At 44.4% G+C, this 24,346-nt stretch carries 16 protein-coding genes; 12 read left to right on the top strand and 4 right to left on the bottom strand.

Annotated features, from left to right (window positions below; genetic code table 11):
- Positions 1-59: 59 nt before the first annotated feature.
- Positions 60-575, bottom strand: a complete 516-nt coding sequence (gene sixA, locus RJ41_RS02785) for a phosphohistidine phosphatase SixA (RefSeq protein WP_039216735.1) — start codon at positions 573-575, stop codon at positions 60-62.
- A gap of 171 nt (positions 576-746) precedes the next feature.
- On the opposite strand from sixA, the gene RJ41_RS02780 reads away from it, so the two are divergent.
- The 3 genes from RJ41_RS02780 (at position 747) to RJ41_RS19140 (ending at position 8,926) form a co-directional block, all read left to right on the top strand.
- Positions 747-3,494 (top strand): insulinase family protein, encoded by a 2,748-nt coding sequence (locus RJ41_RS02780; RefSeq protein ID WP_039216733.1) that lies wholly within the window; start codon positions 747-749, stop codon positions 3,492-3,494.
- Positions 3,495-3,892: 398 nt separating this feature from the next.
- Positions 3,893-8,449: an EAL domain-containing protein gene (locus tag RJ41_RS02775; protein ID WP_039216732.1), complete on the top strand. Its 4,557-nt coding sequence runs from the start codon at positions 3,893-3,895 to the stop codon at positions 8,447-8,449.
- Positions 8,450-8,755: 306 nt separating this feature from the next.
- Positions 8,756-8,926: a hypothetical protein gene (locus tag RJ41_RS19140; RefSeq protein WP_167334063.1), complete on the top strand. Its 171-nt coding sequence runs from the start codon at positions 8,756-8,758 to the stop codon at positions 8,924-8,926.
- 100 nt (positions 8,927-9,026) lie between these two features.
- Here RJ41_RS19140 and RJ41_RS02770 read toward each other — a convergent pair whose 3' ends face one another.
- The 3 genes from RJ41_RS02770 to fadI form a co-directional block, all read right to left on the bottom strand.
- Complete coding sequence (locus RJ41_RS02770) at positions 9,027-9,224, bottom strand: hypothetical protein (protein WP_039216731.1); 198 nt, start codon at positions 9,222-9,224, stop codon at positions 9,027-9,029.
- Positions 9,225-9,431: 207 nt separating this feature from the next.
- Positions 9,432-11,573: a fatty acid oxidation complex subunit alpha FadJ gene (gene fadJ / locus RJ41_RS02765; protein WP_039216730.1), complete on the bottom strand. Its 2,142-nt coding sequence runs from the start codon at positions 11,571-11,573 to the stop codon at positions 9,432-9,434.
- A 19-nt stretch (positions 11,574-11,592) separates the two neighbouring features.
- Entirely contained in the window at positions 11,593-12,903 is a 1,311-nt protein-coding gene (gene fadI, locus RJ41_RS02760; protein ID WP_014948809.1) for an acetyl-CoA C-acyltransferase FadI, read from the bottom strand.
- A 427-nt stretch (positions 12,904-13,330) separates the two neighbouring features.
- On the opposite strand from fadI, the gene RJ41_RS02755 reads away from it, so the two are divergent.
- The 9 genes from RJ41_RS02755 to RJ41_RS02715 all read left to right on the top strand — a co-directional run bounded on the left by RJ41_RS02755 (position 13,331) and on the right by RJ41_RS02715 (position 24,307).
- Positions 13,331-14,287: an AAA family ATPase gene (locus RJ41_RS02755; protein WP_014948808.1), complete on the top strand. Its 957-nt coding sequence runs from the start codon at positions 13,331-13,333 to the stop codon at positions 14,285-14,287.
- A gap of 3 nt (positions 14,288-14,290) precedes the next feature.
- A complete protein-coding gene (locus RJ41_RS02750) occupies positions 14,291-15,265 on the top strand; it encodes a DUF58 domain-containing protein (RefSeq protein ID WP_039216729.1) in 975 nt (324 codons plus the stop codon).
- Positions 15,265-15,927 (top strand): DUF4381 domain-containing protein, encoded by a 663-nt coding sequence (locus tag RJ41_RS02745; RefSeq protein ID WP_039216728.1) that lies wholly within the window; start codon positions 15,265-15,267, stop codon positions 15,925-15,927. The genes RJ41_RS02750 and RJ41_RS02745 overlap by 1 nt, the downstream gene beginning before the upstream one ends.
- The gene (locus tag RJ41_RS02740; protein ID WP_039216727.1) at positions 15,920-16,996 is read left to right on the top strand and encodes a vWA domain-containing protein; all 1,077 of its coding nucleotides are present in this window, start codon (positions 15,920-15,922) and stop codon (positions 16,994-16,996) included. The genes RJ41_RS02745 and RJ41_RS02740 overlap by 8 nt, the downstream gene beginning before the upstream one ends.
- A complete protein-coding gene (locus RJ41_RS02735; RefSeq protein WP_039216726.1) occupies positions 16,996-19,056 on the top strand; it encodes a vWA domain-containing protein in 2,061 nt (686 codons plus the stop codon). Before RJ41_RS02740 ends, RJ41_RS02735 begins: the two co-directional genes overlap by 1 nt.
- On the top strand, positions 19,057-20,877 hold the full coding sequence (locus RJ41_RS02730) for a BatD family protein (RefSeq protein WP_039216725.1): 1,821 nt from the start codon (positions 19,057-19,059) through the stop codon (positions 20,875-20,877).
- A gap of 205 nt (positions 20,878-21,082) precedes the next feature.
- Complete coding sequence (locus tag RJ41_RS02725; protein WP_039216724.1) at positions 21,083-22,936, top strand: DUF885 domain-containing protein; 1,854 nt, start codon at positions 21,083-21,085, stop codon at positions 22,934-22,936.
- A 116-nt stretch (positions 22,937-23,052) separates the two neighbouring features.
- The gene (locus RJ41_RS02720; protein ID WP_039216723.1) at positions 23,053-23,610 is read left to right on the top strand and encodes a sigma-70 family RNA polymerase sigma factor; all 558 of its coding nucleotides are present in this window, start codon (positions 23,053-23,055) and stop codon (positions 23,608-23,610) included.
- Complete coding sequence (locus RJ41_RS02715) at positions 23,603-24,307, top strand: DUF3379 family protein (RefSeq protein WP_039216722.1); 705 nt, start codon at positions 23,603-23,605, stop codon at positions 24,305-24,307. The genes RJ41_RS02720 and RJ41_RS02715 overlap by 8 nt, the downstream gene beginning before the upstream one ends.
- Positions 24,308-24,346 lie beyond the last annotated feature (39 nt).

Genomic DNA, 24,346 nt, shown 5'->3' with positions numbered 1-24,346 from the left:
GATACTTAACTACTAATTGTTCAGTTTTTACAAAATTGGGGATGAATTAACTACACGCATTAGACGCCTTGGTAGTGGGTGACTAAAGTGCCTTTGTGCTCGCTCAATGAATACTTGATAACAGCAATTGATGCTGTAGAAAACAAGCTGGTAGTGTAAGACTGGCAAAGTTCATCTACCAGATAGCTAACCAGCGGCATGTGGCTCACCACCAGCAGTTTTTTGATTGGTTTTTTTGAATTAACCGCCGCATGAAGAAGCCCATCAATATAGTCACTGACCAAACGAGGGGAGCCCTCTGGAACAATATCTTCATTGCTTTCAACTTTGTCCGCTACTATGTCTAGCGACACCATATCATGGGTTTGTTTGGCTCGACGATATGGGCTAACAAGCGCTAAATCAACACTACCTTTCGTGCAATACTGGTCTTTCAACCATAGTGCAGCTGACTTTGCTTGCTCTCGTCCAAGTGACGTAAGCTGCCTATTCTTGTCATCGAGTCTGGGCGCTTCTGCTTCACCGTGACGCATAATGAAAAGATAAATGTCGTCGTTGCTACTTTGACCTGACATAACATTGCGCATAGTATTAATGAAAGTACGCTAACGATATCAGAGAGCTGATTCTTCGCCTAGCGCTAAACTATGAATAATGAGAATTTTCGACCATTATTTAAGGTTTTGTGAAGATTATCTTAATAGACGCTCCAGCAGTAAGGTGCCTTTTATCAAATATGAGACGATGTGAATAACACAATAAACCTAGAAGACGCGCACCACGTTATGTTACCTAACGGGCTACGCGCTATGTTATGTTATACGCCTGAGGCAAGTGAGTCGTTTGTCTCTATGGCGGTAAGAGCTGGGCACTTTTACGACCCTGATGATTGTCAGGGGTTAGCTCACCTGTTAGAGCATATGTTGTTTATGGGAAGCCGTCATTTACCCAAGCCTAACGCAATAAATGGTTTTATTGAGCAGCATGGGGGCACGATAAACGCTTGGACAGGCACCGAGTATGCAAACTACCATTTCAACTGTAGCGGTGACGCTATTGCGCAAACCTTGCCCGCGTTCGCCGATATGCTTAGACAACCTTTGTTTGAGGACGAGGCGCTCACTAACGAAATCAAGAATATCCATGCAGAATTTGAATTCAAAAAGAAAGACGACCTGCGTCGACTTTATCAAATTCACAAAGAAACCTGTAATCCCCAGCACCCTTTTGCTAAGTTTTCAGTAGGTAATAGTGATACCTTTTCTCAACATGGATGCGCCGCGCTTAAACAACGCCTTAAAACACTTCATCAAACCTATTACTGCGCAAAAAACATGTGCTTGTGTATCGTCAGTACCATGCCGCTCCCGCAGCTTGAAGCATTAGTGCACCAATGTTTCGGTAGTATGCCACAAGGTGAATTGGCAGCTGATGATTGGCCACCGCTTTACACCGATAATGAGCTAGGAATACAAATAAACATTCACCCACTGCAGTCAGCTAAGCGAATGATAGTAACGTTCGCCCTACCCGCTTTGCAGAACGACTACAAAACAAAACCATTGAACTATATTAGTCATTTAATTGGGGATGAAGGTGAAGGAAGTTTACTTGCCTACCTTAAAGAAAAAGACTGGGCGCTGAACCTTATTGCTGGTTCAGGTATAGAAGGAGACAACTTTAAAGACTTTAATGTGAGCTTTCAGCTGTCGCAAAACGGGCTCGACAACAAAGACCGTGTATTAGAGGCACTTTTTAGTTATATCTCAATAATTCGAGACGCTTCTCATGAGGATTGGCGTTTTCACGAGAAATCGAAGTTAAATACGCTAGCCCTTGAGTACGAAGAAAATATCAAGCCTCTTAGCCTGGTCACTGAATATGCGCAGCACCAGTTTATTTTTGGTCCAGACGAATTATGCAAACTGCGTTCTACCATAGGAAGCTATGATAAAAGCGTCATTGAACATGCTTTGTCCTATTTCACTCCAGACAACATTCGTCTGAAAGTTATTTCGAAAGACGTAAAGACCACTCAAGTTTGTGCATTCTACGAAGCTGAATATAGCGTTGAGAAAATTGATGCTGTGTTGTTGCAAAAACTATCTTCACCTTCACCTATAAGTGAATTACAGCTTCCTCCACCCAACCCTTATTTAGCAAACGAGTACAGCCTTATACTGCCTGAGACTGGATTTAACATTCCTAATAAGTTAGTCGATACCGGCGGTTATCGGTTCTGGTTTGCCCAAGACCAGCAGTTCCATAGTCCTAAAGGCGATATTTATATTTCTTTTGACGCTGCAAAATTTTCTGATTCTTTACTGTCTGTTGCCGCTAAACGCATTTGGCTTGGCGCTTTAAATGATCATTTGCAGGCAAAATACTATCGAGCTGAAATTGCCGGTCTTCACTATCGTATATATGGCCATCAAGCTGGTTTTACGCTTCACACGCGAGGCTTTACTAACCAGCAAACCTTTTTGGCCAACGAACTTCTCGATGCTGTACTTGATTTTGTACCCGACGAAAGAGCGTTTGAGCATCACAAAACGCTGCAGCTCCAAAGCCTTCACAACTCGCTATTGAACAAGCCAACTAACCGTTTATTTTCTAGATTAAGCGTGCTTATTCAACGCAATACACAGGCTCCAGTAGAACTATTAGATGTGATAGACACTATCTCTTACGAGCAAATGCTTAATTTCAGAACCCGTGCTTTTGAACATTATTTTATTGAAGCATTTATTCACGGAAACTGGGCGAGTGAAGAAGCAAAAGCCTTTTCAGCAAACTTACAAAAACAATATAAAAATGCAGGTGGTGGTCCACTATCACGCGCCGTATCTAAGCTTCCAGTAGGCGGGACGCTCTATCATGAAGTGCTGTGCAATCATGACGATTCAGCGGTTGTGCTTTATCTACAGGCTCCGTCCCCAGGGTTAACCGATACGGCGTTATGTATGGTATTAGAGCAAATGCTAGCCGCTCCATTTTTCAATTCGTTACGTACAGAGCAACAACTGGGCTATATCGTAGGAACGGGCTATGTTCCACACAACCAGCACCCCGGCATGGCGTTCTACATTCAAAGTCCACAGTGCAGTCCCAAACACTTGTTAGATGCGATGACCGACTTTTTATTTCAGCAATTAAACGAAATAGAATTCTACCGCTTCTATTGGCCAACTATTCAACAAAATCTCATAAAGCAGCTAGAAGAACGGGACCTTACCCTTTCGATGAAGTCTCAGCGATTATGGGTGAGCTTAGGTACCCAGGATTTAGGATTTAATAGAAATGTTAAGCTTGCCGAGCGAGTGAAAGCGCTGAGTTTTGAAGAAATTCAAGATTTTGCACACCAACTCGCTAAACGCGAACGTTGCGGAGAACTGGTTCTGTTTTCAAAAGGAAAGTTCGAAGCAATATCAACACAAGGGAAACGAACTATCAACAGCATCTCTCACTTTAAGCAAGAAATCCCGTACTACTAATCAACGTATACTAATAGCATAGTGTTAAACAAAACCGGCGATTTGCCTGCCTATTCACGGTACGTTTAGCATCGTATTTATGCGGTAAGTGTACTGCACTCATAAATAGCCAACTTAAAAAGTAGCTAGCAACATAGCCCGTTCTTTCAACATCTTGTGGAAAACAAACACGAACCTACAATATAGCCAGAATATAAACGTCAAGTTTTTGACCATGGTGTCGATAAATAGACATCGAATTTACCCTCGGTTGCTTAATAAGTAACCCATCATCCCTGCTATCTCTAAAAAGTCCTTGTAGAGACTCGGTTAATTCGGCATATTTATTATTCTGGTTGTTAGGGATGCTGCCAGAAAAATTAGAAAAATAATAAATGGCGTATGCCAAAGGTGTATAGGTGCGCTCAACCCTAATTTATTCAATGCTGCTTCTCTCGTTGGCTTTGTCTGGAATTATTTTCAATTCTGCAAAGGCGATAGAAGTTTCTGATCTTCACTTCACAGAATTAAATAAGCAACACGGCCTATCAGACACCGCAGTGTTAGACATTGTGGAAGACCATATGGGGTTTATATGGCTAGCGACGTCAAATGGCCTCAACCGCTACTCGGGTTATGACGTAAAGCAATACCACCCGTCAGACGTTGATCCTAACTCCCTGCCTTCAGGATACATTCAAACACTCTTTGTCGATTCTGAAGGGCACCTGTGGGTTGGTACCCATTCAGGGCTTGCTCTCTATCAGCCTGAGTCAGACAGTTTTAAAGTCTTCGATAAAGATAACTCGGTGATAAAAACAGACTTGATCACTGCAATTTCAGAAGCGAAAAATGGTGACATCCTTTTTACTGACCGTAAGTTTCTTTATCGCTATGCAAAACAAAACACACAAATAAGCGTTCTCACTCAACTCTTTAAAGAGGAAAGCTTTATAAAAGTGATATTTGAAGAGGCCAACCGTATATGGGTTGGATCCAATGAGTTTGGCGCAGCCTTGTTAGATACTGAAACGCTGGATGTTTACGACGCAAGCAAAGTCAACCCCTGGGGTGTTTCTTTAGACATACGTGCACTGCACGATATCACTGTAATTAACGGCAATTATTGGTTAGCAACAAATGAGGGCCTAATCGTTTTAGCGTCTAATGGCCGCATTTTAAAGCGGATTCAAGGCGATGACTTGGGCGTTACCGAAGAAGTTAATTCTTTTTCAATCTCTGTGGTGGGTGAAGATATTTGGGTGGGCACTTATATTGGGCTGTTTTTATTATCAGATGCTGCTCAAGCGACAATATCTCCCGATTATCGTCCTGATTTCTTGCATTTAAACTCAGACACCTACAGTACTACCGGCATACCCTCTGCAATAGTGATGCGAGTAATTGAGGATCGTACGGGCGTGGTGTGGGCCGCCACTTTTCACCGCGGCGCTTTCAAATACCACCCTGAGTACGCCAGCGTACATTTTCAGCCTGTGTATAACTCTGACCGACATAGCGAAGACAACTTTTCTACATTGTGGGGCTTTGCAGAGAGCAGCGAAAAGACACTTTATCTGGTGTCTCAGCAAAAAGGGCTAGGCAAAATCTCTCGAGAAACTGGAAAAGTATCGTTTTTTGATTTTTTTGAAGAAATGGATCCCGCTATTCACTATTGGGACATTGAAATTGATGACCAGGATAATATTTGGATTGCCTCCTCTGCTGGGTTGCTCGTACTCAAAGATACTAAAGACGGATTAGTGTTAGTGCATGAGTATTTCAAGGGCTCCTTTATTGATTATATCTTTAAGAGCGACTCGGCCATTTGGTTGCAGGGATTGGTTGGGCATGTCTATTCCATAAACACACCTCCTTTTTCAGAAGAAATTAAAAGCGTAGAAGTGATTAAGACTGCACCAACTGAAAAAACTAGGGATATACTAGCGATATACGAGGACAACAATAATAATATCTGGTTTAGGGCGGGAGAGAAGGTAGTCATTTACTCAGTTAATGAAGGCAAAGCCATCCAAGTTCTCGACTCATCTAACGGCATTAACTCTCTGGTCTATGGCGTACACGAAACCCCGTCTGGGTTTTGGCTGACCACACGTTCTGATGGCGTTATTCAGCTAGATAAGAAAAGCTTCGCCCTACTTAATAAACAAAAAAGAGACAACCAAAGTGGTTTTATAACTTCAACAGTAGCTGTAGGAAACAGCATTTGGTATTCCGATGCAAAGGGGGTGCACAAGGTTCACCTACCTTCGCTTAGAGAGGCTGATAGTATTCCTAACGCCCAGTTGGAATTTAACTCACTTGGTGAAGGCGCGGTCATTGCCACTACTGATGAGACAATTTATTTTGGCGGTAATAAAGGCTTTGTTAAAATTTCAAAGCATGCAATAAACGTTAATGATCAAGTAGAGAAAACCCTCCCTCCGCAGCTGTATCAAGTGAGTGTATTTGGTTCGGTTGAAAAAACTAGATATACACAAGACAAAAGTGAAGACTCTTCAAGTTATCAGGCTTTAAAAGAAAGTATCACTTATGAAGAACAGTTAATGCTTAAGCACGACGAAACGCGCTTTAGTGTTTCGTTTGGGCTGGTTAACCCGGTTTATCCGGATCAGGTAACCTATCGATACAAGCTTACCGGTTTTGAAAGTAACTGGGTTTACGTCGATAAAGAGCGCACTGCACAGTTTAACAATATTTCTTTTGGTAACTATACATTTTCAGTACAAGCGAAAGAGCCAGGTAAAACTTGGTCTGACAGTAGAAGTTTAAAAATAACCATAGAACGCCCCCCATGGCTTCATACCGTTGCCCTTGTATTCTACTGCCTAATTGCATTGGCTATCCTTGCTTTCATTCTGCGCCAGTACCAAATAAGAAAGGCAAACCAGCTTGCTATTAAAGAGTCAGAAGAGCGTTTAAAACTTACGTTGTGGAGTTCGGGCGATGAATTATGGGACTGGGATGTCTATCGAGGTCAGGTTTATAGGGCAAACACTTGGGGCACGTTAGATTTTCCTCAAGACGATATTCGTACCACCGGCGCTTATGATGCTAATATCCATCCTAACGACATTAATCGTGTCAAATCTGCGCTCAGAGAGCATTTAGAGGGCGACAGTGATTTTTATGAACTAGCCTACCGCGCTAAGACGTTTAAAAATCAATGGATTTGGATCCTTGATCGCGGAAAAGTGGTAGAGCGTGACCATAACGAACAACCGGTGCGAATGACGGGTACGTTAAAGAATATCCACCACTTGAAAGAAGCAGAAGAACAGCTTAACCTGTTCAAGCGCTCGATAGAGAACATTTCAGAAGGGGTATTTATTACCAATACCCAATTCAAATTTATCAGCGTTAACAACGCCTACTGCAGCTACACTGGGGAAACCCGCGACCAAGCCCTTGCCAGCTACATGCATTTTCACCTGTACCCCGATGCATTTACTGAAGAAATCAAGAAAACCCTTAAATCTAAGGGCAACTGGTCTGGTGAGGTAGAGAGCGTGCGTGTGAACGGCGAACGCTACGAAATGGAGCTAAATATTGATGCCGTGCACGATGAAGACGGCAAAATTAGTCATTTCGTGGGTGTTTTCAGCGATATTACTTCACGTAAGAGCACCGAAAAAGAACTATTAAAGCTCGCGAACATCGACCCCCTTACCGAGCTACCTAACCGTTCGTTTTTCCAAGCAAGTCATCAAAACTTGGTGCGAAAATCCAGCGCTCACTCCTTACTTTGCTTGGACATGGATAACTTTAAAAAGATAAACGACTCACTGGGCCACCAAACCGGCGATATTCTAATAAAGCAAATTGCTAAACGGCTACAGCGCATTACTGGAAAAAATGCCACCTGCTACCGACTGGGTGGCGATGAATTCAGTATATTGATGGAAGATAACGCTGATATTCATACGGTAACCCACTATGCACAAAGCTTATTAGACACCTTATCGCGCCCCTTTATTATTAATAAACAAGAGTTTGTGCTAGGCGCAAGTATTGGTATTGCCTTTTACCCTGATGACGGTGAGTCCCCCCAAGAAATGCTTAAAAACGCAGATACAGCCATGTATTTTGCGAAAAATAACGGCGGCAACAGCTATCAGTTTTTCAGTGGTGAAATGAATCAAAATGCGGTTAGGCAGCTGCAAATTGAAAACTTAATCCGTCAAGGCATTAAAGACGATTTGTTCACTGTTTACTACCAGCCTAAAGTGGACATCGCTTCTGGTAAATTGGTTAGTATGGAAGCACTAGTGCGTTTTGAGCACCCGCAAAAAGGCATAGTGAGCCCGGGGCAATTTATTCCCTTAGCAGAGCAGACCGGTCAGATTATTGAAATTGGTGAGCAGGTACTTCGCAAGGCCTGCGCCGATACCAAACGCTGGGTAAATCAGGGGTTATTTAGCGGTCGTGTGGCCGTTAATATTTCGGCAAAGCAGTTTGAACTACCAGACCTAGATGACAGAATAAACAGAATATTGAGCGATGTAGGTCTGTCACCGCTTCACCTTGAGTGTGAAATTACCGAAGGCACGCTAATGGAAAGCCCCGAAAACGGCCTTCAAATGATGACCCGACTGCGTGAGCGAGGCATTCACTTAGCGCTAGATGATTTTGGCACCGGCTATTCGTCACTGGCGTATTTAAAACGTTTCCCTCTCAACACCTTAAAAATTGATAAAGCGTTTATCGATGATATTGCGAAAAGCAATGTGGACAGGCATATGGCAGCCGCCATTATAAATATTGCCCACAATTTAGGTCTTAAAGTGGTAGCAGAAGGTGTCGAAGAAGAGTCACAATTAGACATACTGCGCCGCTATGACTGCGAGATGTTACAGGGGTTCCTATACAGTCGCCCACTAAACGCAGAACGTTTCGAAAAGCTGCTTACCGAAAATCAAAAGCTACATACACTGTTAGGCAGTAGCCAGTACTAATGCCTTCCCCCCTTCGGCATTCTTTACTGAGGGGGCATTTCTTACCCCGCTAACTACCTTCAAGCGGCAAGCTTAGGCAAAACTCTTCCCTTTCAACCTTCGTATATTAGACTTTAGTGCCATTATTATGGCGCTAGCTTTGCCCCTATTTACAGTAGGCCTCAATAAAACTGTAAACCTTTGATTTTAAAGGATTTAAAAAATCATCTTACATATTGGCACGTAACTAGCAATAACTAGAGTGCCGGTAACAAATATAAAAAATCGGCTTTGTTTGTTCGTTCAAAAATATCAGAGGAAATTAACATGTTAAAAGAGTACGCAGTTGCACTAGTACTTTCTACCGCTACCCCAGTTGCTGCCGACAAACTAGAGGGCGCTAAACAGGCTCCTGAGTCGCAAAAAGAGACAGTAAGCCAGCCAGAGTATGTGCGACCTAAAACGGGTGGCGGCCATGGTGGTGGCGTAGGCTTCTAATTGAAGTTAAAACGATTTTCAAAAAAAAGAGAGTACATACTCTCTTTTTTTATATCCGCAAGATAAGAACAACATTTAGTTAATGAGTTAATCGCTGACTCTACGCTGTAATATAAAGATTATTAAACCCCACTGCATTGCGCCAGTGTATATGGCGAGAGATAGAAAACATGGGCAGTAAAATTGGACCTAACACAAAACCAGCTATCGCCCACTTTTTCGCGCTCATTCCCCATTTAAACGCTTCTACATAAAAATAGAGAGAAAAGATAACGCTTAATACTACGAGTGAAATCACACTGCCTCCGCCTATTTGACCTAGTTACGTGGGTTTACTTATCCCCATCAATTATTCAATTTAACTTACTGATAATTGACGCCAACAATTTGACACGTTCATTTTTTAACCGCAGGAATTTTACCCAAAATAGAACAATAAACCAGCAAAAATACCTATTAGACATAAAAAAACCGGGCAAAGCCCGGTTTTTAACATTTTATAAACTTAGCTGTAAAATTTTTGATCGTTTTCCGCCATTTTTACTAACACTTCAGCAGGTGCAAATTTATCACCTACAGCAGTAGCATAATGGTTTAAACGAGCAACAAGGTGTTTGATACCCAGTGTATCCATATAGCGGAACGGGCCGCCTAAGAATGGAGGGAAGCCAATACCGAAGATAGCGCCAATGTCGCCGTCGCGGGCATTACGGATAACGCCTTCGTCTAAACAGCGCGCTGCTTCATTAAGCATCATTAATACACAGCGTTCAGCAACTTCTTTTTCGCTTAGCTTAGCAGAAGGTGATAGCCCAAGTAATTCGTAGATTGACTCATCGACTTCTTTACCTGGTTTTTTGCCTTCATAAGAATAAAACCCTTTTTGGTTTTTCTTACCTTTTCTGCCGTCTGCAAGTACTTTGTCAAAAGCACTTGGCGCAGTGAAGCGCTCGCCGAACGCCTCTACAAGGAATGGGATAATCTTAGTACCAACATCAATGCCCACTTCATCAAGTAGTTTCACAGGGCCTACCGGGAAGCCAAACTTAACCAATGACTTATCGATGTGCTCAATAGGCTCACCGTCAAGAATGAGGTTTGCCGCTTCATTCATGTAAGGTGCCAAAATACGGTTTACGTAGAAACCCGCACCGTCTTTAACAACAACCGGTGTTTTGCCTTGCTTTTTAGCAAATTCAACTGTCGATGAAATGACTTGGTCAGACGTTTTATCGTGAGCAATTACTTCGGCCAAAGGCATTTTGTCTACTGGCGAAAAGTAATGCAGACCAATCACATTTTCAGGACGTGCTGCCTTAGCTGCAATTTGTGTAATAGGAATAGACGAGGTGTTAGACGCGAAAATCGTGCTTTCTTTGCAGTTCTCTTCAATATCCGCCACCATTTTCTGCTTAAGGTCTAGATCTTCGAAAACCGCCTCAACCACGATATCAGCATCTTGGTAGCCGCTATAATCTAGCGTACCGGTAAGAAGCGCTAACTGTTTCTGCATTTCACTATTGCGCATGAAACGCTTCTTCACCTTTTTGTTTAAGATGTCATAGCTGTATTTCATTGCGTTGGCGATGCCTTCAGCACGCACGTCTTTAATACGCACAGGTACACCGGCTTTGGTCGACGTTACATAGGCGATACCACCACCCATTAAACCACCGCCAAGCACACCGACTTTCTTCATTTTTTCAGGTTTAACACCTTCAACGCCGTTTTCTTTCTTCATTTCTGTCGTAGCGAAGAAAATCTGACGTAACTGGAAAGATTCCGGCGTCATAACAAGCTTACCAAAGGCTTCAGCCTCGGCTTTAAGCCCCGCTTTCATCCCTTCGTTCATGCCCGTTTCAATTACATCAATAATGTAGCCTGGCGCTGGATAATTACCTTTGGTTTTGGCAAATGTCGCCTCGCGCGCTTTTTTGAACATCATGTTACGGCCCGGGCCGGTTTTCTCTAACACTTTGTCCATCACACTCTTTTGCGGCGCTTCCCTTTCTGGTTTGCGTTTAAGCGCAAACTGTTCAGCTACCTTCAACAAAACACTGTGAGGTACCACGTCATCTACAATACCGTACTTTTTAGCTTGCTTAGCGCGTGCTGGAGACCCAGTAAGCATCATTTTCATCGCTTGCTGAATGCCAATTAGGCGAGGAAGGCGCTGAGTACCACCGCTGCCTGGCAACAAGCCAAGCTGCACTTCCGGTAGACCTACCTGAGTGCTAGGTGAATCGGTACATACACGGTAGTGACACGCTAATGCTAGTTCTAAACCACCGCCTAACGCTGGGCCGTGAATAGCCGCAACAAAGGTCGCCTTCATGTTCTCAATTCTATCGAAAATGGCTTGACCGCCAGCGGCAATCGTTGTGGCATCTTCCGCAGTTTTACACGCTGCTAGCATGGTGATATCGGCACCTGCTACGAATGAGCTTGGCTTGCCGCTTGTTAACACCACACCTTTAATGCTGCTGTCGCGTTCAATATCATCAAGCATGGCAGATATCTCATCGCCAAACTCAGCTTTAAGCGTATTCATGCTCCCGCCAGGTACGTCCATGCTAAGAATAGCTACGCCATTATCTTGCTTGGTTAACGTAAATGCACCTGATGTTGGCTGAACTTCATTTGTCATTTCTTGTTCCTGACTCATATTATTCTGTCTCCACAATCATTGCGGCACCAAGACCACCCGCAGCACATGCAGTAAGAAGACCTGTACCGCCGCCACGACGATTTAGTTCGTTTAGCATTTGCGTGATCATACGTGTTCCGGTTGCAGCAAACGGGTGACCATAAGCAATTGAACTACCCATTACGTTGAATTTGTCCATATCAATTTCACCCGTCGCTTTGTCGCGGCCAAGTTTCTCTTTAGCGAACTTGTCACTTGCGAACATCTTAACGTTTGCCAAGGTTTGCGCTGCGAACGCTTCGTGCATTTCAATCAGTGTTAGGTCGTTTAGCGTCATACCTGCGCGGTCTAGCGCAATAGGTGTCGCATACGACGGCCCCATTAGCATGTCTTCCCACACATCAATTGCCGAAAACGCGTAGCTCTTAATATAACCCAATGGCGTGTAGCCTAGCTCTTTCGCTCGACTTTCTGTCATCATCAGCACGGCAGAAGCGCCATCGGTAAGCGGTGTAGCATTTGCTGCTGTTACCGAGCCATACTTTTTATCGAATACTGGGCGAAGTTTAGCGTAGCCTTCAAGCTTAGAATCGAAACGTACGTTGTTATCGCGCTCAAGCGCACCTTTATAAGGTTCAGCATAAGCGGTCATCACTTCGCTAGACAGCTTGCCTGCTTCCCAGCTTTCAGCGGCTAGGCTGTGCGAGCGATGCGCAAGCTTGTCTTGTTCTTCACGAGAAATTTGATGCGTTTTCGCCATTTGCTCCGCCGTTTGTCCCATCGACAAACCTGTAGAGTACTCTGCTACCGCAGGAGGAACAGGCGCTAGGTCTTTTAAGCTTAAACGCTTGAAGATGTTTAGCTTTTGACCCAACGTTTTGGTTTTCTGTAAATCTACCAGCGCGCGCGCAAGGTTCTTCGATACACCGATAGGTGATACCGACGTTGAATCTGCACCACCTGCGATGCCTACCTGTACTGTACCAGCCATCATGCTTTCTGCGATGTTTACCGTTGACTGGAAGCTCGTCGCACATGCACGAGATACGCTGTAAGCGTCGGTATGAATATTCATGCCCGTGCCAAGCACGATTTCGCGCGCAATGTTTGGCGCTTCAGGCATTTGTACTACTTGACCGTAGACAACCTGATCAACCCATTCTTTTTGAACACCATGGCGAACGAGAAGTTCGTTTACGACCATTTTACCTAGATCAACAGCCGGAACACCGTGGAAATATGTAGCCATTTTCGCAAACGGAGTACGCAACCCCGCGACAATGGCGATGCGATCACCCTCTCGGGTAGTAACTGATTGTTTTGTTGCCATAATGCACCTAAATTAATGACCGACTTCCGTTTGAGCTTATCGCCCCAAAGTGGTCTGACCTGTAATAAACCCGATTTTTACAAACAATGAACAAAATAGCAAATAATGCAGGGTTAAGGGCAACATAAATGAAACTAAAGTTTACCCTGGTCATAAATTTTGACCGTTTTATGCTATCGAAATTTATAAAGCTTGCTTCGCATCCAACCACATATCGCATTTTTATTACTGTTTGACGACTTGAAGAAAGATAGAATGAACCTTATATGGAAATGAAAGAATGTTTTGTGTCATTGTGACGGGCTAAAGCTATCTAATTAATATGTAATTTACTTTTTAGCTAAGCGATCACTTTATAAGAGATTTATAAATCTATCGTTCCGATGACACTTCCTGATAACGAGAACTCAAACGGAAATTTTGCATTATGGCAGCAGCGCAATTTCAACAGTTACACGCTTATTTAGACCAACAGATTATTGGTCAGCATGCGTTAACCAAAAGCCTTCTTATCGCTCTTTTAGCCGACGGCCACCTTCTGGTAGAAGGCCCTCCAGGGCTTGCAAAAACACGCGCAATCAATGCACTTGCTAACGGTATTGACGGCGACTTCCATCGCGTACAATTTACCCCAGACCTTTTGCCTGCCGACTTAACCGGTACAGACATATACCGTCCCGAAACCGGTGAGTTTGTTTTTCAAAAAGGGCCGCTTTTTCATAACTTAGTGCTAGCCGACGAAATCAACCGCGCACCAGCAAAAGTGCAATCGGCCCTGCTTGAAGCCATGGCGGAACGTCAGATTACGGTGGGCAGTAAAACCTACCCTCTTCCTCCGCTATTTTTAGTAATGGCGACGCAAAACCCGCTAGAGCAGGAAGGAACTTATCCACTACCTGAAGCACAGCTAGACCGATTCTTGATGCACGTGGACATCGATTATCCTGGCGCCGAGACAGAATTAGAGATATTGCGCTTAACGCGAGGTGAAGCCCTCTCAGAACCGCCTGTTACGCCACCAACGCTAACTCAAGACGATATTTTTACCTCGCGTAAAGAAGCGTTGTCTTTGTATATGGCGCCTGAGTTAGAACAGTATTTAGTTCAATTGATTATGGCTACACGTCAGCCTGCGAATTTTGACGCGGAATTAGGCCAGTGGATAGCGATGGGAACAAGCCCTCGAGCAACCATCAGTCTAGATCGCTGTGCACGCGCTCACGCATGGCTTAGCGGCAGAGACTTTGTTGGTCCTGATGATATTCAAGCTGTGGTTCACAACGTGCTTCGCCACCGTATTATTCTGTCATATCAAGCCGAGGCTGAAGGCGTAACGATTAACGACGTACTTGATAAGATTGTTGCAACTGTCGCAGTCCCTTAAGCTATGGTGAATGTACAAGCGCAGCTAAACAAGCTGCAAAGTAATGGCGTCTCGTTGTCTACCGCAGAATTATTACGCTACCAGCAGTTAGCTAAGCTGTTTAGTTTGGCGCCTAAACGTATGCCACAAGCTAAACTTGCTGGGAGTTATCTCACCAAGCACAAGGGCCGAGGCATGGAGTTTGATGAGGCCCGGCATTATCAGCCTGGTGATGATATTCGCGCTATTGATTGGCGCGTTACTGCGCGCACGGGTAAAACTCACACTAAAGTGTATCGGGAAGAGCGAGAGCGCCCGGTTTTTCTATTCTGTGACTACCTACCTTCAATGGCATTTGGCACGCAGCTGCTTACTAAAGCGGTGCAAGCCGCTCATGTATCTTCATTAATTAGCTGGTCTGCTGCCGCTCGCGGCGATAAGGTTGGCGCGCTGGTATTTAATCAGCAACAGCACAAAGAAATTAAACCACTAACTCGCAAAAAAGCAGTGTTGCACGTGTGTCATGAACTTATGGCATTGCACGAACAGAGCGCGCAATCTAAGCCGGACAAAGTCAAAGACGAACAAGCTTTTGCCGATGCGTGCGCTAGGGCAAGACGAATAGCAAGACCGGGGAGCTTGGTTTATCTTGTGTCGGACTTTCAGCATTTAAGTACCCAAGCTATTCAACACTTAAGTCACTTAACACGACACTGTGAAGTAAGGGCTATCGTAATTAACGATCCAATAGAACACGCCTTGCCACAAACCAGTTCACTACAAACCGTCAGCGTTTCTGATGGCCGAAACCAACAACGCTGGGTGTTAGGCGACAATACCGAGCAACAGCACTATCAAAAATGGCGCAGTGAACACAACAGCGCGATTTATAGCACCTTGCGCAAAAACAATATCGCTCGATTTAGTGTTTCAGCGGGTCTTCCCCTAGACGAGCAGCTTCAAAGTATGCAACAAGAACAAAGGTTGGAGCTTAATTAATGCAGAGCAGTATTCTTTCAACCCATTTTGTATCAAGCTTTTTATCTAGTTACACAAAATCAGCTGCTCAATCGATGCCACCGGCAAATCAAATGCCAGTGCCCCCTCAGCAGCAAGATCCACTCGCTCAACTGCGCGATATACACGTACCTACAGAGGTCAACATTTGGCCATTAGATTGGGGTTGGTGGGTCGCAATTGCAGTAGTTTTACTTGCTCTATTTTGCCTATATAAAGCGATCACTGCTCACCTACGTCACAACAAGGCGCGTAAGCAGGCTTTAGCCTTACTTGAATCGATTTCAGCACAACAAAGCAATTGGCCCGTAGCGTTAAACTCAATTCTAAAACGCACGGCGATGAGCTATTACCCAACTCAGCAAGTAGCTGGGTTATACGGTAAACAGTGGCAAGCGTTCTTAACCTCTGCATTGAAAAATAGTGATAGCAAACTTGAAAGTGATTTAGGTTTGTTAGTAAGCAATGTTTATCAAGCCACCCCCAACCCTAGTGATTTTGAAACCTGCAAGGGGGCAGTAAAAAACTGGCTTTCAAAAGCCAAACTGCCAAAAAACAAGGGGGCTAAAGGCGGTGTGAATGATGGCGGTCTAAACGATGGCAGCCATCATGATAAACAAGCCAAGGAGCCGCATCATGCTTAATTTTGCTTGGTGGTGGGTCTTTTTCGTACTCCCCTTACCTATTATAGTTCGCTTGCTTTCTAAAAAAGCACAAGACATGCCTATGGCTGCACTGCGGGTTCCTAGTTTGCGACCTGGTGAAGTGTCAGAGCAAGCCCAATTGAAACAAACCAAAATTCCGCTAGTGGTAAGTAGCTTAATATGGCTGCTGCTCGTAACGGCTGCCGCGCGCCCTCAATGGTTAGGAGAGCCTGTCAGCATACCGAACGAAGGTCGAGAAATGATGTTGGCGGTTGACTTATCGGGCAGTATGAAGATAGATGATATGCAGCTAAATGGCCGACAAGTTAACCGTTTAACCATGACTAAGTCGGTGGTTTATGACTTTATCCAGCGTCGCGTAGGCGACAGAATTGGGCTTATCTTATTTGCCGATACTGCTTACGTTCAAGCGCCGCTTACCTATGACAGAGATACGGTTTCTACACTTCTGAGTGAAGCTGTCATTGGGTTGGTTGGCGAACAAACGGCCATAGGCGATGCGATAGGTTTAGCCGTGAAGCGCTTTGACGAACGGGAAGAGTCTAATAACGTATTAATTCTTCTTACCGATGGGCAAAATACTGCAGGGAATATTACCCCCGAGCAGGCGAAAGAGTTGGCGATTAGTAAGGGTGTGAAGGTTTACACTATTGGTGTGGGTGCAGATAAAATGCTGATCCAAAGCTTTTTTGGAAGCCGACAAATAAACCCGTCGCAAGAGCTTGATGAGGGCATGTTAACCGACATTGCGACTAGCACCGGCGGCCAATATTTTAGAGCTCGAAATGCCCAGGAACTTCAGGCTATTTATCAACAACTTGACGCGCTTGAGCCTATTGAAGGTGAAACGCGTAAGATGCGTCCATTGAGCGCTCTGTTTTACTATCCCCTTGGTGCGGCAATATTACTGTCAGCACTATGGGCATTCTTCACGGTTCTTTTATCAACATTTCGTTGGTTCGCACAAAGACGAATTAACTCGTCCCAGCCACACCCGAGCTCAGCTGATTCAAAACAAGCAGCACAAACAAATAAGGAGACGAAGTAATGGAATTCGACTTCTTAAACCAATTTCATTTTTTACGCCCCGAATGGTTTATCGCGCTCGCTCCCTTGATGCTGCTTGTGTTTTTAATTAGAAAAACCACGGCTAAGCAATCTGGCTGGCAATCTGTGATCCCTTCTCACCTATATCAATACATGGTGATTGGAAAAAACGAAATGGGCGCAAAACCTCCAATGTGGATGCTTGCTTTTGTGTGGATTATAAGTGTGATAGCACTCGCTGGCCCAACATGGGAACGCCTGCCGCAGCCGGTTTACCAGTTGAAAATGGGACACGTTATAGTCATAGATATGTCGCTTTCAATGCGCGCTACCGATATGACGCCAGACAGGCTAACTCGCGCTAAATATAAAGCGATAGACCTAGTCAACGCTATTGGTGAAGGTGAAATGGGCTTGGTTGCTTACGCTGGCGATGCGTTTGTCATTAGCCCTTTAACCGAAGACGCAGGAAATATCACAACCCTAATCCCAAGCCTGTCACCGGAAATTATGCCCGTGCCGGGCAGCGACCCTCTGCTAGGTATAGAAAGTGCGTCTGAACTACTTACTAATGCCGGATATAACTCAGGCATGATCTACTGGATTACTGACGGTATAGAGTTAGAACAACAACAAGAGCTTCAAGAGTATGTGGCTTCTATTCCTTTTACAGTAAACGCACTTACCGTTGGGACATCTGAAGGCGCGCCTATTCGCCAGCAAAGCGGCGAGCTCTTGAAAGACTTCACCGGCAGCATCGTTATTCCCAAGTTAAATGAAGGCGCAGTGAAAGGTGTGGTTAAAACGAGCGGCGGACGCTTTGAATCCTTTACATCAAACGACGCCGACATTGATGCCCTCGCCTCGGTATCTCTACTAGATAAAAGCGACAGCGAAGAGAACGAAGAAGAGAGTAATTTGCAAGGAGACCAGTGGAAAGAAGTTGGCCCTTACTTGCTGCTTATACTTCTTCCGTTTGCCGCCTTTGCATTCAAACGCGGGTTAGTTTTCATCGTGTTGGTGGGTTTACTTAGCCCCTCTATGATTAAAAACGCCCATGCTCTGCAACGTGCCCAAGCCTCAGAAATTGCTGGCACGTCACAAGGCATAAGCGCACCAGAAAATACGCTAGAGATGACAAATAAACCTGATTCACTTTCATGGTGGCAAACGCCATTTATGAATGACAACCAGGAAGCATTGAACAGTTACCAAAGAGGCAAGTACAAAGACGCCGTAAATCAGTTTAATGACGACACCTGGAAAGCATCATCACTTTATAAATCAGGTGACTACGAAGGTGCATTAAATGCCTTCAAAAACATCCCTGGCCCCGAGAGTCTTTACAATCAAGGCAATGCACTGGCAAAACTCGGTAAGCTTGAAGACGCTATTAAGAAATATGATCAGGCGTTAAGCGAAGACCCCGATTTCGACGATGCAAAAACCAACAAAAAGATTGTCGAGGATTTGCTGAAACAGCAGCAACAGCAGAATCAGGAGCAAAACCAGAACGAAAATGGCGATGACGGCGAACAGAGTGACTCGCAGGATAATGGCCAAGATAGCTCTGATAACTCTGATAGCTCTGATAGCCCTAATAGCAAACAGCAATCAGGGGACCAGAACAATCAGGAAGGTTCAAACGAGCAGAATGGTCAGCAAGACGGTAATGAGGGTCAACAGTCTGACCAAAGCCAAGCTAATGATGAACAGCAAAATGGCGGAGATAACTCACAACAGCCTGATGATTCCGAGATGAACAGTCAGCACGAGTCATCAGACTCTATGCAGCAAAATGCAGAACAGGAAGAGTCTGATCAAGGTGACAGCGCGCAAGCGCAAGCACAAGAAAACGAACAACAAGCAGAGCAGGAAGCACAGGCTATGCAAGGTCAAGAAACCGAGCTTACCGACACAGAAAAAGAAGAGCTGCAGCGAATGGAGAGTTTAATGCGCCGCGTGCCAGATGACCCTGCATTTCTACTAAAACGAAAAATGCAATTAGAAGCACAAAAACGTCAGCGTCAACGTATGCCTTCAAACCGGAGTGATTGGTAGATGAGAGCCTTATTACAATCTACACGTATAGTTTTTTTATTTACCCTACTTGTAAATGCGGTGGCTTATGCCGATGTAAATTCGCTGGAAGCCACCATTGATAGAAACCCTGTCATGTTGGATGAAGCCATTCGCTTAACGGTTACCGCAGACGGCAGCGCGGACAGAGATGCATTCGACAGCTCTCCCCTGCTTAAAGACTTTGTGGTCGGAAGAACATCGGTAAGTAGCCAAACCTCAATCGTCAATTTCGACACCAAGCGCACCACCGTTTGGACCACTACGTTATTTCCCCGAAAGGAAGGCACGTTCACCATTCCTCCATTAAACATTGAAGGAAAATCAACCAAGCCTATTCAAGTTAAAGTAATACCAGTTCAAGAACAAAGTAACGTGGCAAGAGACTATTTTGTTACCACGGATATCGACTTGAAAGAGGCCTATCTAAATCAACAGCTGCTTTATACGGTTAAGCTGTTTCTTTCTAGCAATATTGAGCGCGGCAGTCTACAAGCGCCAGAAATGCAAAATGCGGAAATCACCCAGCTAGGAGAAGATAAACAGTATACAGATATAGTAAATGGAAGACGGTATCAAATTATTGAGCGTCAATTTGCTGTTGTACCTCAAGCATCCGGTGAATTCACGCTAAGAGGCCCTATTTTCACTGGCGAAGTTATGGCTGCCAATACTAACCAACGTTTTGGCTTCTTCAACCGCACCCAGCAAATCAATCGGGTTGGGCCCGACATTACGGTGAACATTAAGCCCATTCCTCAGGGGATAGATTACCCTTGGTTGCCTTCTGAAATGGTGCGAGTGGATGAAGAATGGCCACAAGGTGATAGTTTTGTAGCAGGTGAACCAGTCACCCGTATTGTTACGCTAACCGCATTGGGCGTAGTAGAAGAGCAGCTTCCTGATATTCCTGAGTTTTATCCGCCAAACTTTAAGCTGTACCCTGATCAATCTAATACTACGACAGTTGAAAAAGACCAGAGCTTAATTTCACAGCGCCAAACGTCGCTGGCGATCATTCCAACGCAGCCTGGTAACTTTGTCTTACCTGAAATTACTATCCCTTGGTTTAATACGCTTACTCAGCAAACTGAGTATGCCACTATTCCCGCTCGTTCAATTACGGTAGCGCCAGCGAGCGGCGCAAATAATGCTAATACTTCTAATATCCCAAATACTCCATCAACCAGTAGTACAGGTACTGACGCTATTCAAAACGATATACCTTCCACTGCAACAAAGCCTAGTGTTAGTACTAACGATGAGAGCAAGCCATTAGGCTCTGCTTCAGGTGAAGCCATAACTGACGAAAATGCGCAGTTTAATTGGATGGTAATTGGTGTACTACTTGCGCTGTTTATTATTGCGCTTACAGGATGGTTAGTTACCTACAGAAAGCTTAAGCAGGCTCAGTCTGCCGGACTTGGAATAACTCACAAAACCGGTTCTGCACAGCGCATCCACTCTAGTGCTCAGTGGGATGAAAAAGCACATTTTCAGAGCCTTATGTCTGTGATTAAAGCAAAGAATACACGTGAGCTAACACCTGCCCTTAACAAATGGATAAAGGCGCTTACCTTAGGTAACGCGCAACTTTCACAATTTAAAGGTATCACCGATAGAGTAAATGAACTTTACGCACTTCGTTTCTCTGCCAATAAGGTTGATACGAGCGCACAATCTAAACAAGTTACGAAGGCTTTAGAGCAACTCTCGCATGAAATTAAGCTAGCTCGCAGCGAATGGAAGCAGAAAAATACAAAGAACGATCACACGCTATCTAACTTATATCCTGCTTCATAAAACGCATTTCATTTGCTAATACACTAGAATTTGCGTAATGAAAGCCCTTGCAACTAGCTAAATCAAAGTGGCGAGGGCTTTTTAACAAAAATGATTGCGTTCGAGAAACAGTCGAGCCTTCGAGCCTTATTGTCCTCTTTAAGGCTTATTAACCTTAGAAGCTTTAGCTTATAAAAATAATCAATTAAACGCGACGGGGAATAAAATGAAGAAAACACTATTAAAGCTAACGCCAATCGCGTTAGCCGTTACTACGTTAACCGCTTGCTCTCCAGCGAGCGAAACCGCTAAAACAACGCCAGAGCCGATCAAAGCAGAGCAGCCCGCTGGGCAGTCTGAATCTGAACGCCTCAATGCTTTCTTTGAGCGCACATTTGAAGAAGATCTAAAACGCTCTCCACTATTTCAAAGCTACTTAGGTAAAAAGTGGGATTACGACAAGTGGGATGACATCAGTGACGAAGAGGCTGATGCCCGTATTGCTATCGCGAAAAATCGTTTAGAAAAGCTTGATACCTTCGACACCAGCAAATTGAGTGATCAAGAAAAGTTAAGTTTGCGCCTTTATAAACTTGGTATTGAGCGCGATTTAGCTAACGATGAGTTTAGACACCACCGCTATATTGTGCATCAATTCCGTGCTGCGCACACCCAGGTTCCTAGCTTCCTTATCAATATTCACAGCGTAAAAAGCAAAGAGGACGCTCAGGCATATATTGGGAGATTAGACAACGTTCGTTCTTACTTTGACCAAGTAATTGAACAAATGAAGTTACGTGAAAAAGCAGGCGTATTCCCACCCGCATGGGCTTATGACCAAATGATTGATGCGTCAAAAAATGTAATAACTGGCGCGCCGTTTGATTCAAGCGAAACACCTTCTACTATTTGGGAAGATTTTCAAAACAAGGTTAACAACCTTGATATAACAGAGGCCGAAAAAACCACATTATTAGGTGAGGCGAAAGCTGCACTAGTAACTTCGGTCATGCCATCTTACGAGAAGTTTATCGAAGAGCTCGCCCATCAAAGAGAAGTAACGCCTGAAGGCGACGGTGTGTGGCGCTTACCAAATGGTGATAAGTGGTATCAGAATCGCCTTAACTGGTTTACCACAACGGACCTTACCGCCGAAGAGGTGCATCAAATTGGCTTGGACAATGTTGAGCGCATACACAACGCGATGCGCGAGATTATGGAACAAGTAAAATTTGAAGGCACCCTTCAAGAGTTTTTCGTTTTCATGCGTGAAGATGACCAATTCTATCTGCCTTCAACCGATGAAGGTAGACAGCAATACCTTGATATGGCGAAAACCGCCATAGACGACATGAGAGAAGCTATTCCTGAATACTTCGGCATTCTTCCTGAAGCGCCAATGATTGTTAAACGCGTTGAAGCGTTCCGCGAACAATCGGCAGGTAAAGCGTTTTATCAAAGCCCAGCGCAAGATGGCAGCCGTCCAGGTATTTATTACGCAAACCTTTATGATATGAAAGCTATGCCAACTTATCAGTTAGAGGCGCTTGCGTATCACGAGGGTATCCCTGGTCACCACATGCAGCGCGCTATTGCACAAGAGCTAGAAGGTGTGCCTCAATTCCAGAAGTTCTTGAGCTTCACCGCCTACACCGAAGGCTGGGGTCTGTATACCGAAGAACTCGCGAAAGATATGGGTTTCTATAAAGACCCTTATTCTGATTTCGGACGTTTAGCGATGGAACTATGGCGTGCATGTAGGCTTGTTGTTGATACAGGTATCCACGCTAAAAAATGGACGCGTGAAGAGGCGGTAGATTACCTTGTTGAAAATACGCCGAACCCTGAATACGACGCGCAAAAAGCGATTGAGCGCTACATTGCTATGCCAGGTCAGGCCACGGCCTATATGATTGGTAAACTAAAGATCATGGAACTTAGAGAGCATGCGCAAAAGGAACTTGGCGACAAGTTTGACTGGAAAGGCTTCCATGATGAAGTACTGAAGTACGGCCCTGTTCCACTCTCTATTCTAGAAGAAAATATTAATGCATGGGTCGCCACGCAGAAAGGTGCGTAGAAGCTTCGGCTAATTGCTCCGCCGACTTGCACTAAATTGAAAACGCGTCTTTCGGTTAACGAAATGACGCGTTTTTTATGCCATAGTGAAAATGTTCAGATTTTTTGGATTAATTTATGTTTGGGCGAAATAAATCCGATAGTAGTCAGGTCTTATCGGATATGAAAGCAAAACACCAAAGATATGAAGCGCTGGTAAAGGCATTTCATGCCGACATTTATCGTTATGCATACTGGTTGATTAAAGACCAGAGCATTGCCGAAGATGTCGTACAAGAAACCTTTTTACGTGCCTGGCGCTCGTTAGATGCGCTAAACGATGAGAAAGCTGCAAAGTCATGGTTAATTACTATACTGCGCCGTGAGAATGCCCGTCGTTTTGAACGCAAGCAATTTGATACCGTCGATATAGATGACGTTCATATTCAGGATGATACTCAGCAGGCCGATGGCGATCTTCGAGACAGAGAGCTTAGGCGGCTATTAGGAGGATTAAGTGTTGAATATCGTGAACCATTAATCCTCCAACTCATTTTTGGGTTTAGTGGTGAAGAGATAGCCAACCAATTAGGGCTCAATAAGAACACAGTAATGACTCGTCTTTTTCGTGCGAGGAATCAGCTTAAAGACTCGTTAGAAAAGCAAAGTGAACAGAGAGGTCGTGTAAATGGATGAGTTGGAATTTAGGCGTCGTATCTACGCCGATCCAGAAACGACTGACAGTGATGTTATAGAAGCGGCAAAAGCGGATGAAAAAAAACGCAGTTTCTGGAATGAACAAAAGCAGCTAGATAAGCAGTTAAAGCAAGCGCTTAAAGTCGACGTACCAGAAGACCTTGCTAACAAATTAATTTGGCAGCAGTCAGCGGATGAATTTACCCGCTACAAGCGCAGAAGTCGTTGGTATTTAGCCATGGCTGCGTCTGTTGCCTTTACCGTTGGTATTGGGATTACAATGTGGTATCACCAGCCGCTAAGCATTGGTGGGCAGGCACTTGCCCACATGCAGTACGCTGAAGTGGAGCGCGCACATTCGCAGCTTCCTGCAGACTTAGATATGGTTAACGCAAAACTGGCAAGTTTTGGTGGTAGTTTCAGCGAAATGCTAGATGGCGTTGAAGTGGTAAACTATTGCCATTTGAGCACTGTAAGAAGCCTACATCTTATTGTCGACACGCCACAAGGGAAAATGTCGGTATTCGTTGTGCCTGAGCGAGGCGATATCTCAGTACCAAGCGAGTTTGCTGACGGTCAATATCATGGAGAAAGCATTAAGATGAATCATGCGAATGTGATGATTGTTGGCGATAAAAACGCTGATTTAAGCGAAATGAAAAAAGCAGTCTCTGAAAGGATTCAATTTTCAGCCTAACGGAAGACGCCCCCGTCCCAAAAAAGTGCGTACCTTATG

This window comes from Alteromonas marina, assembly GCF_000808575.1.
Taxonomy (GTDB): Bacteria; Pseudomonadota; Gammaproteobacteria; order Enterobacterales; family Alteromonadaceae; genus Alteromonas; species Alteromonas marina_A.
Note: the sequence above shows the minus strand (reverse complement) of the source record. Positions and strands in the feature narration are given on the sequence as shown.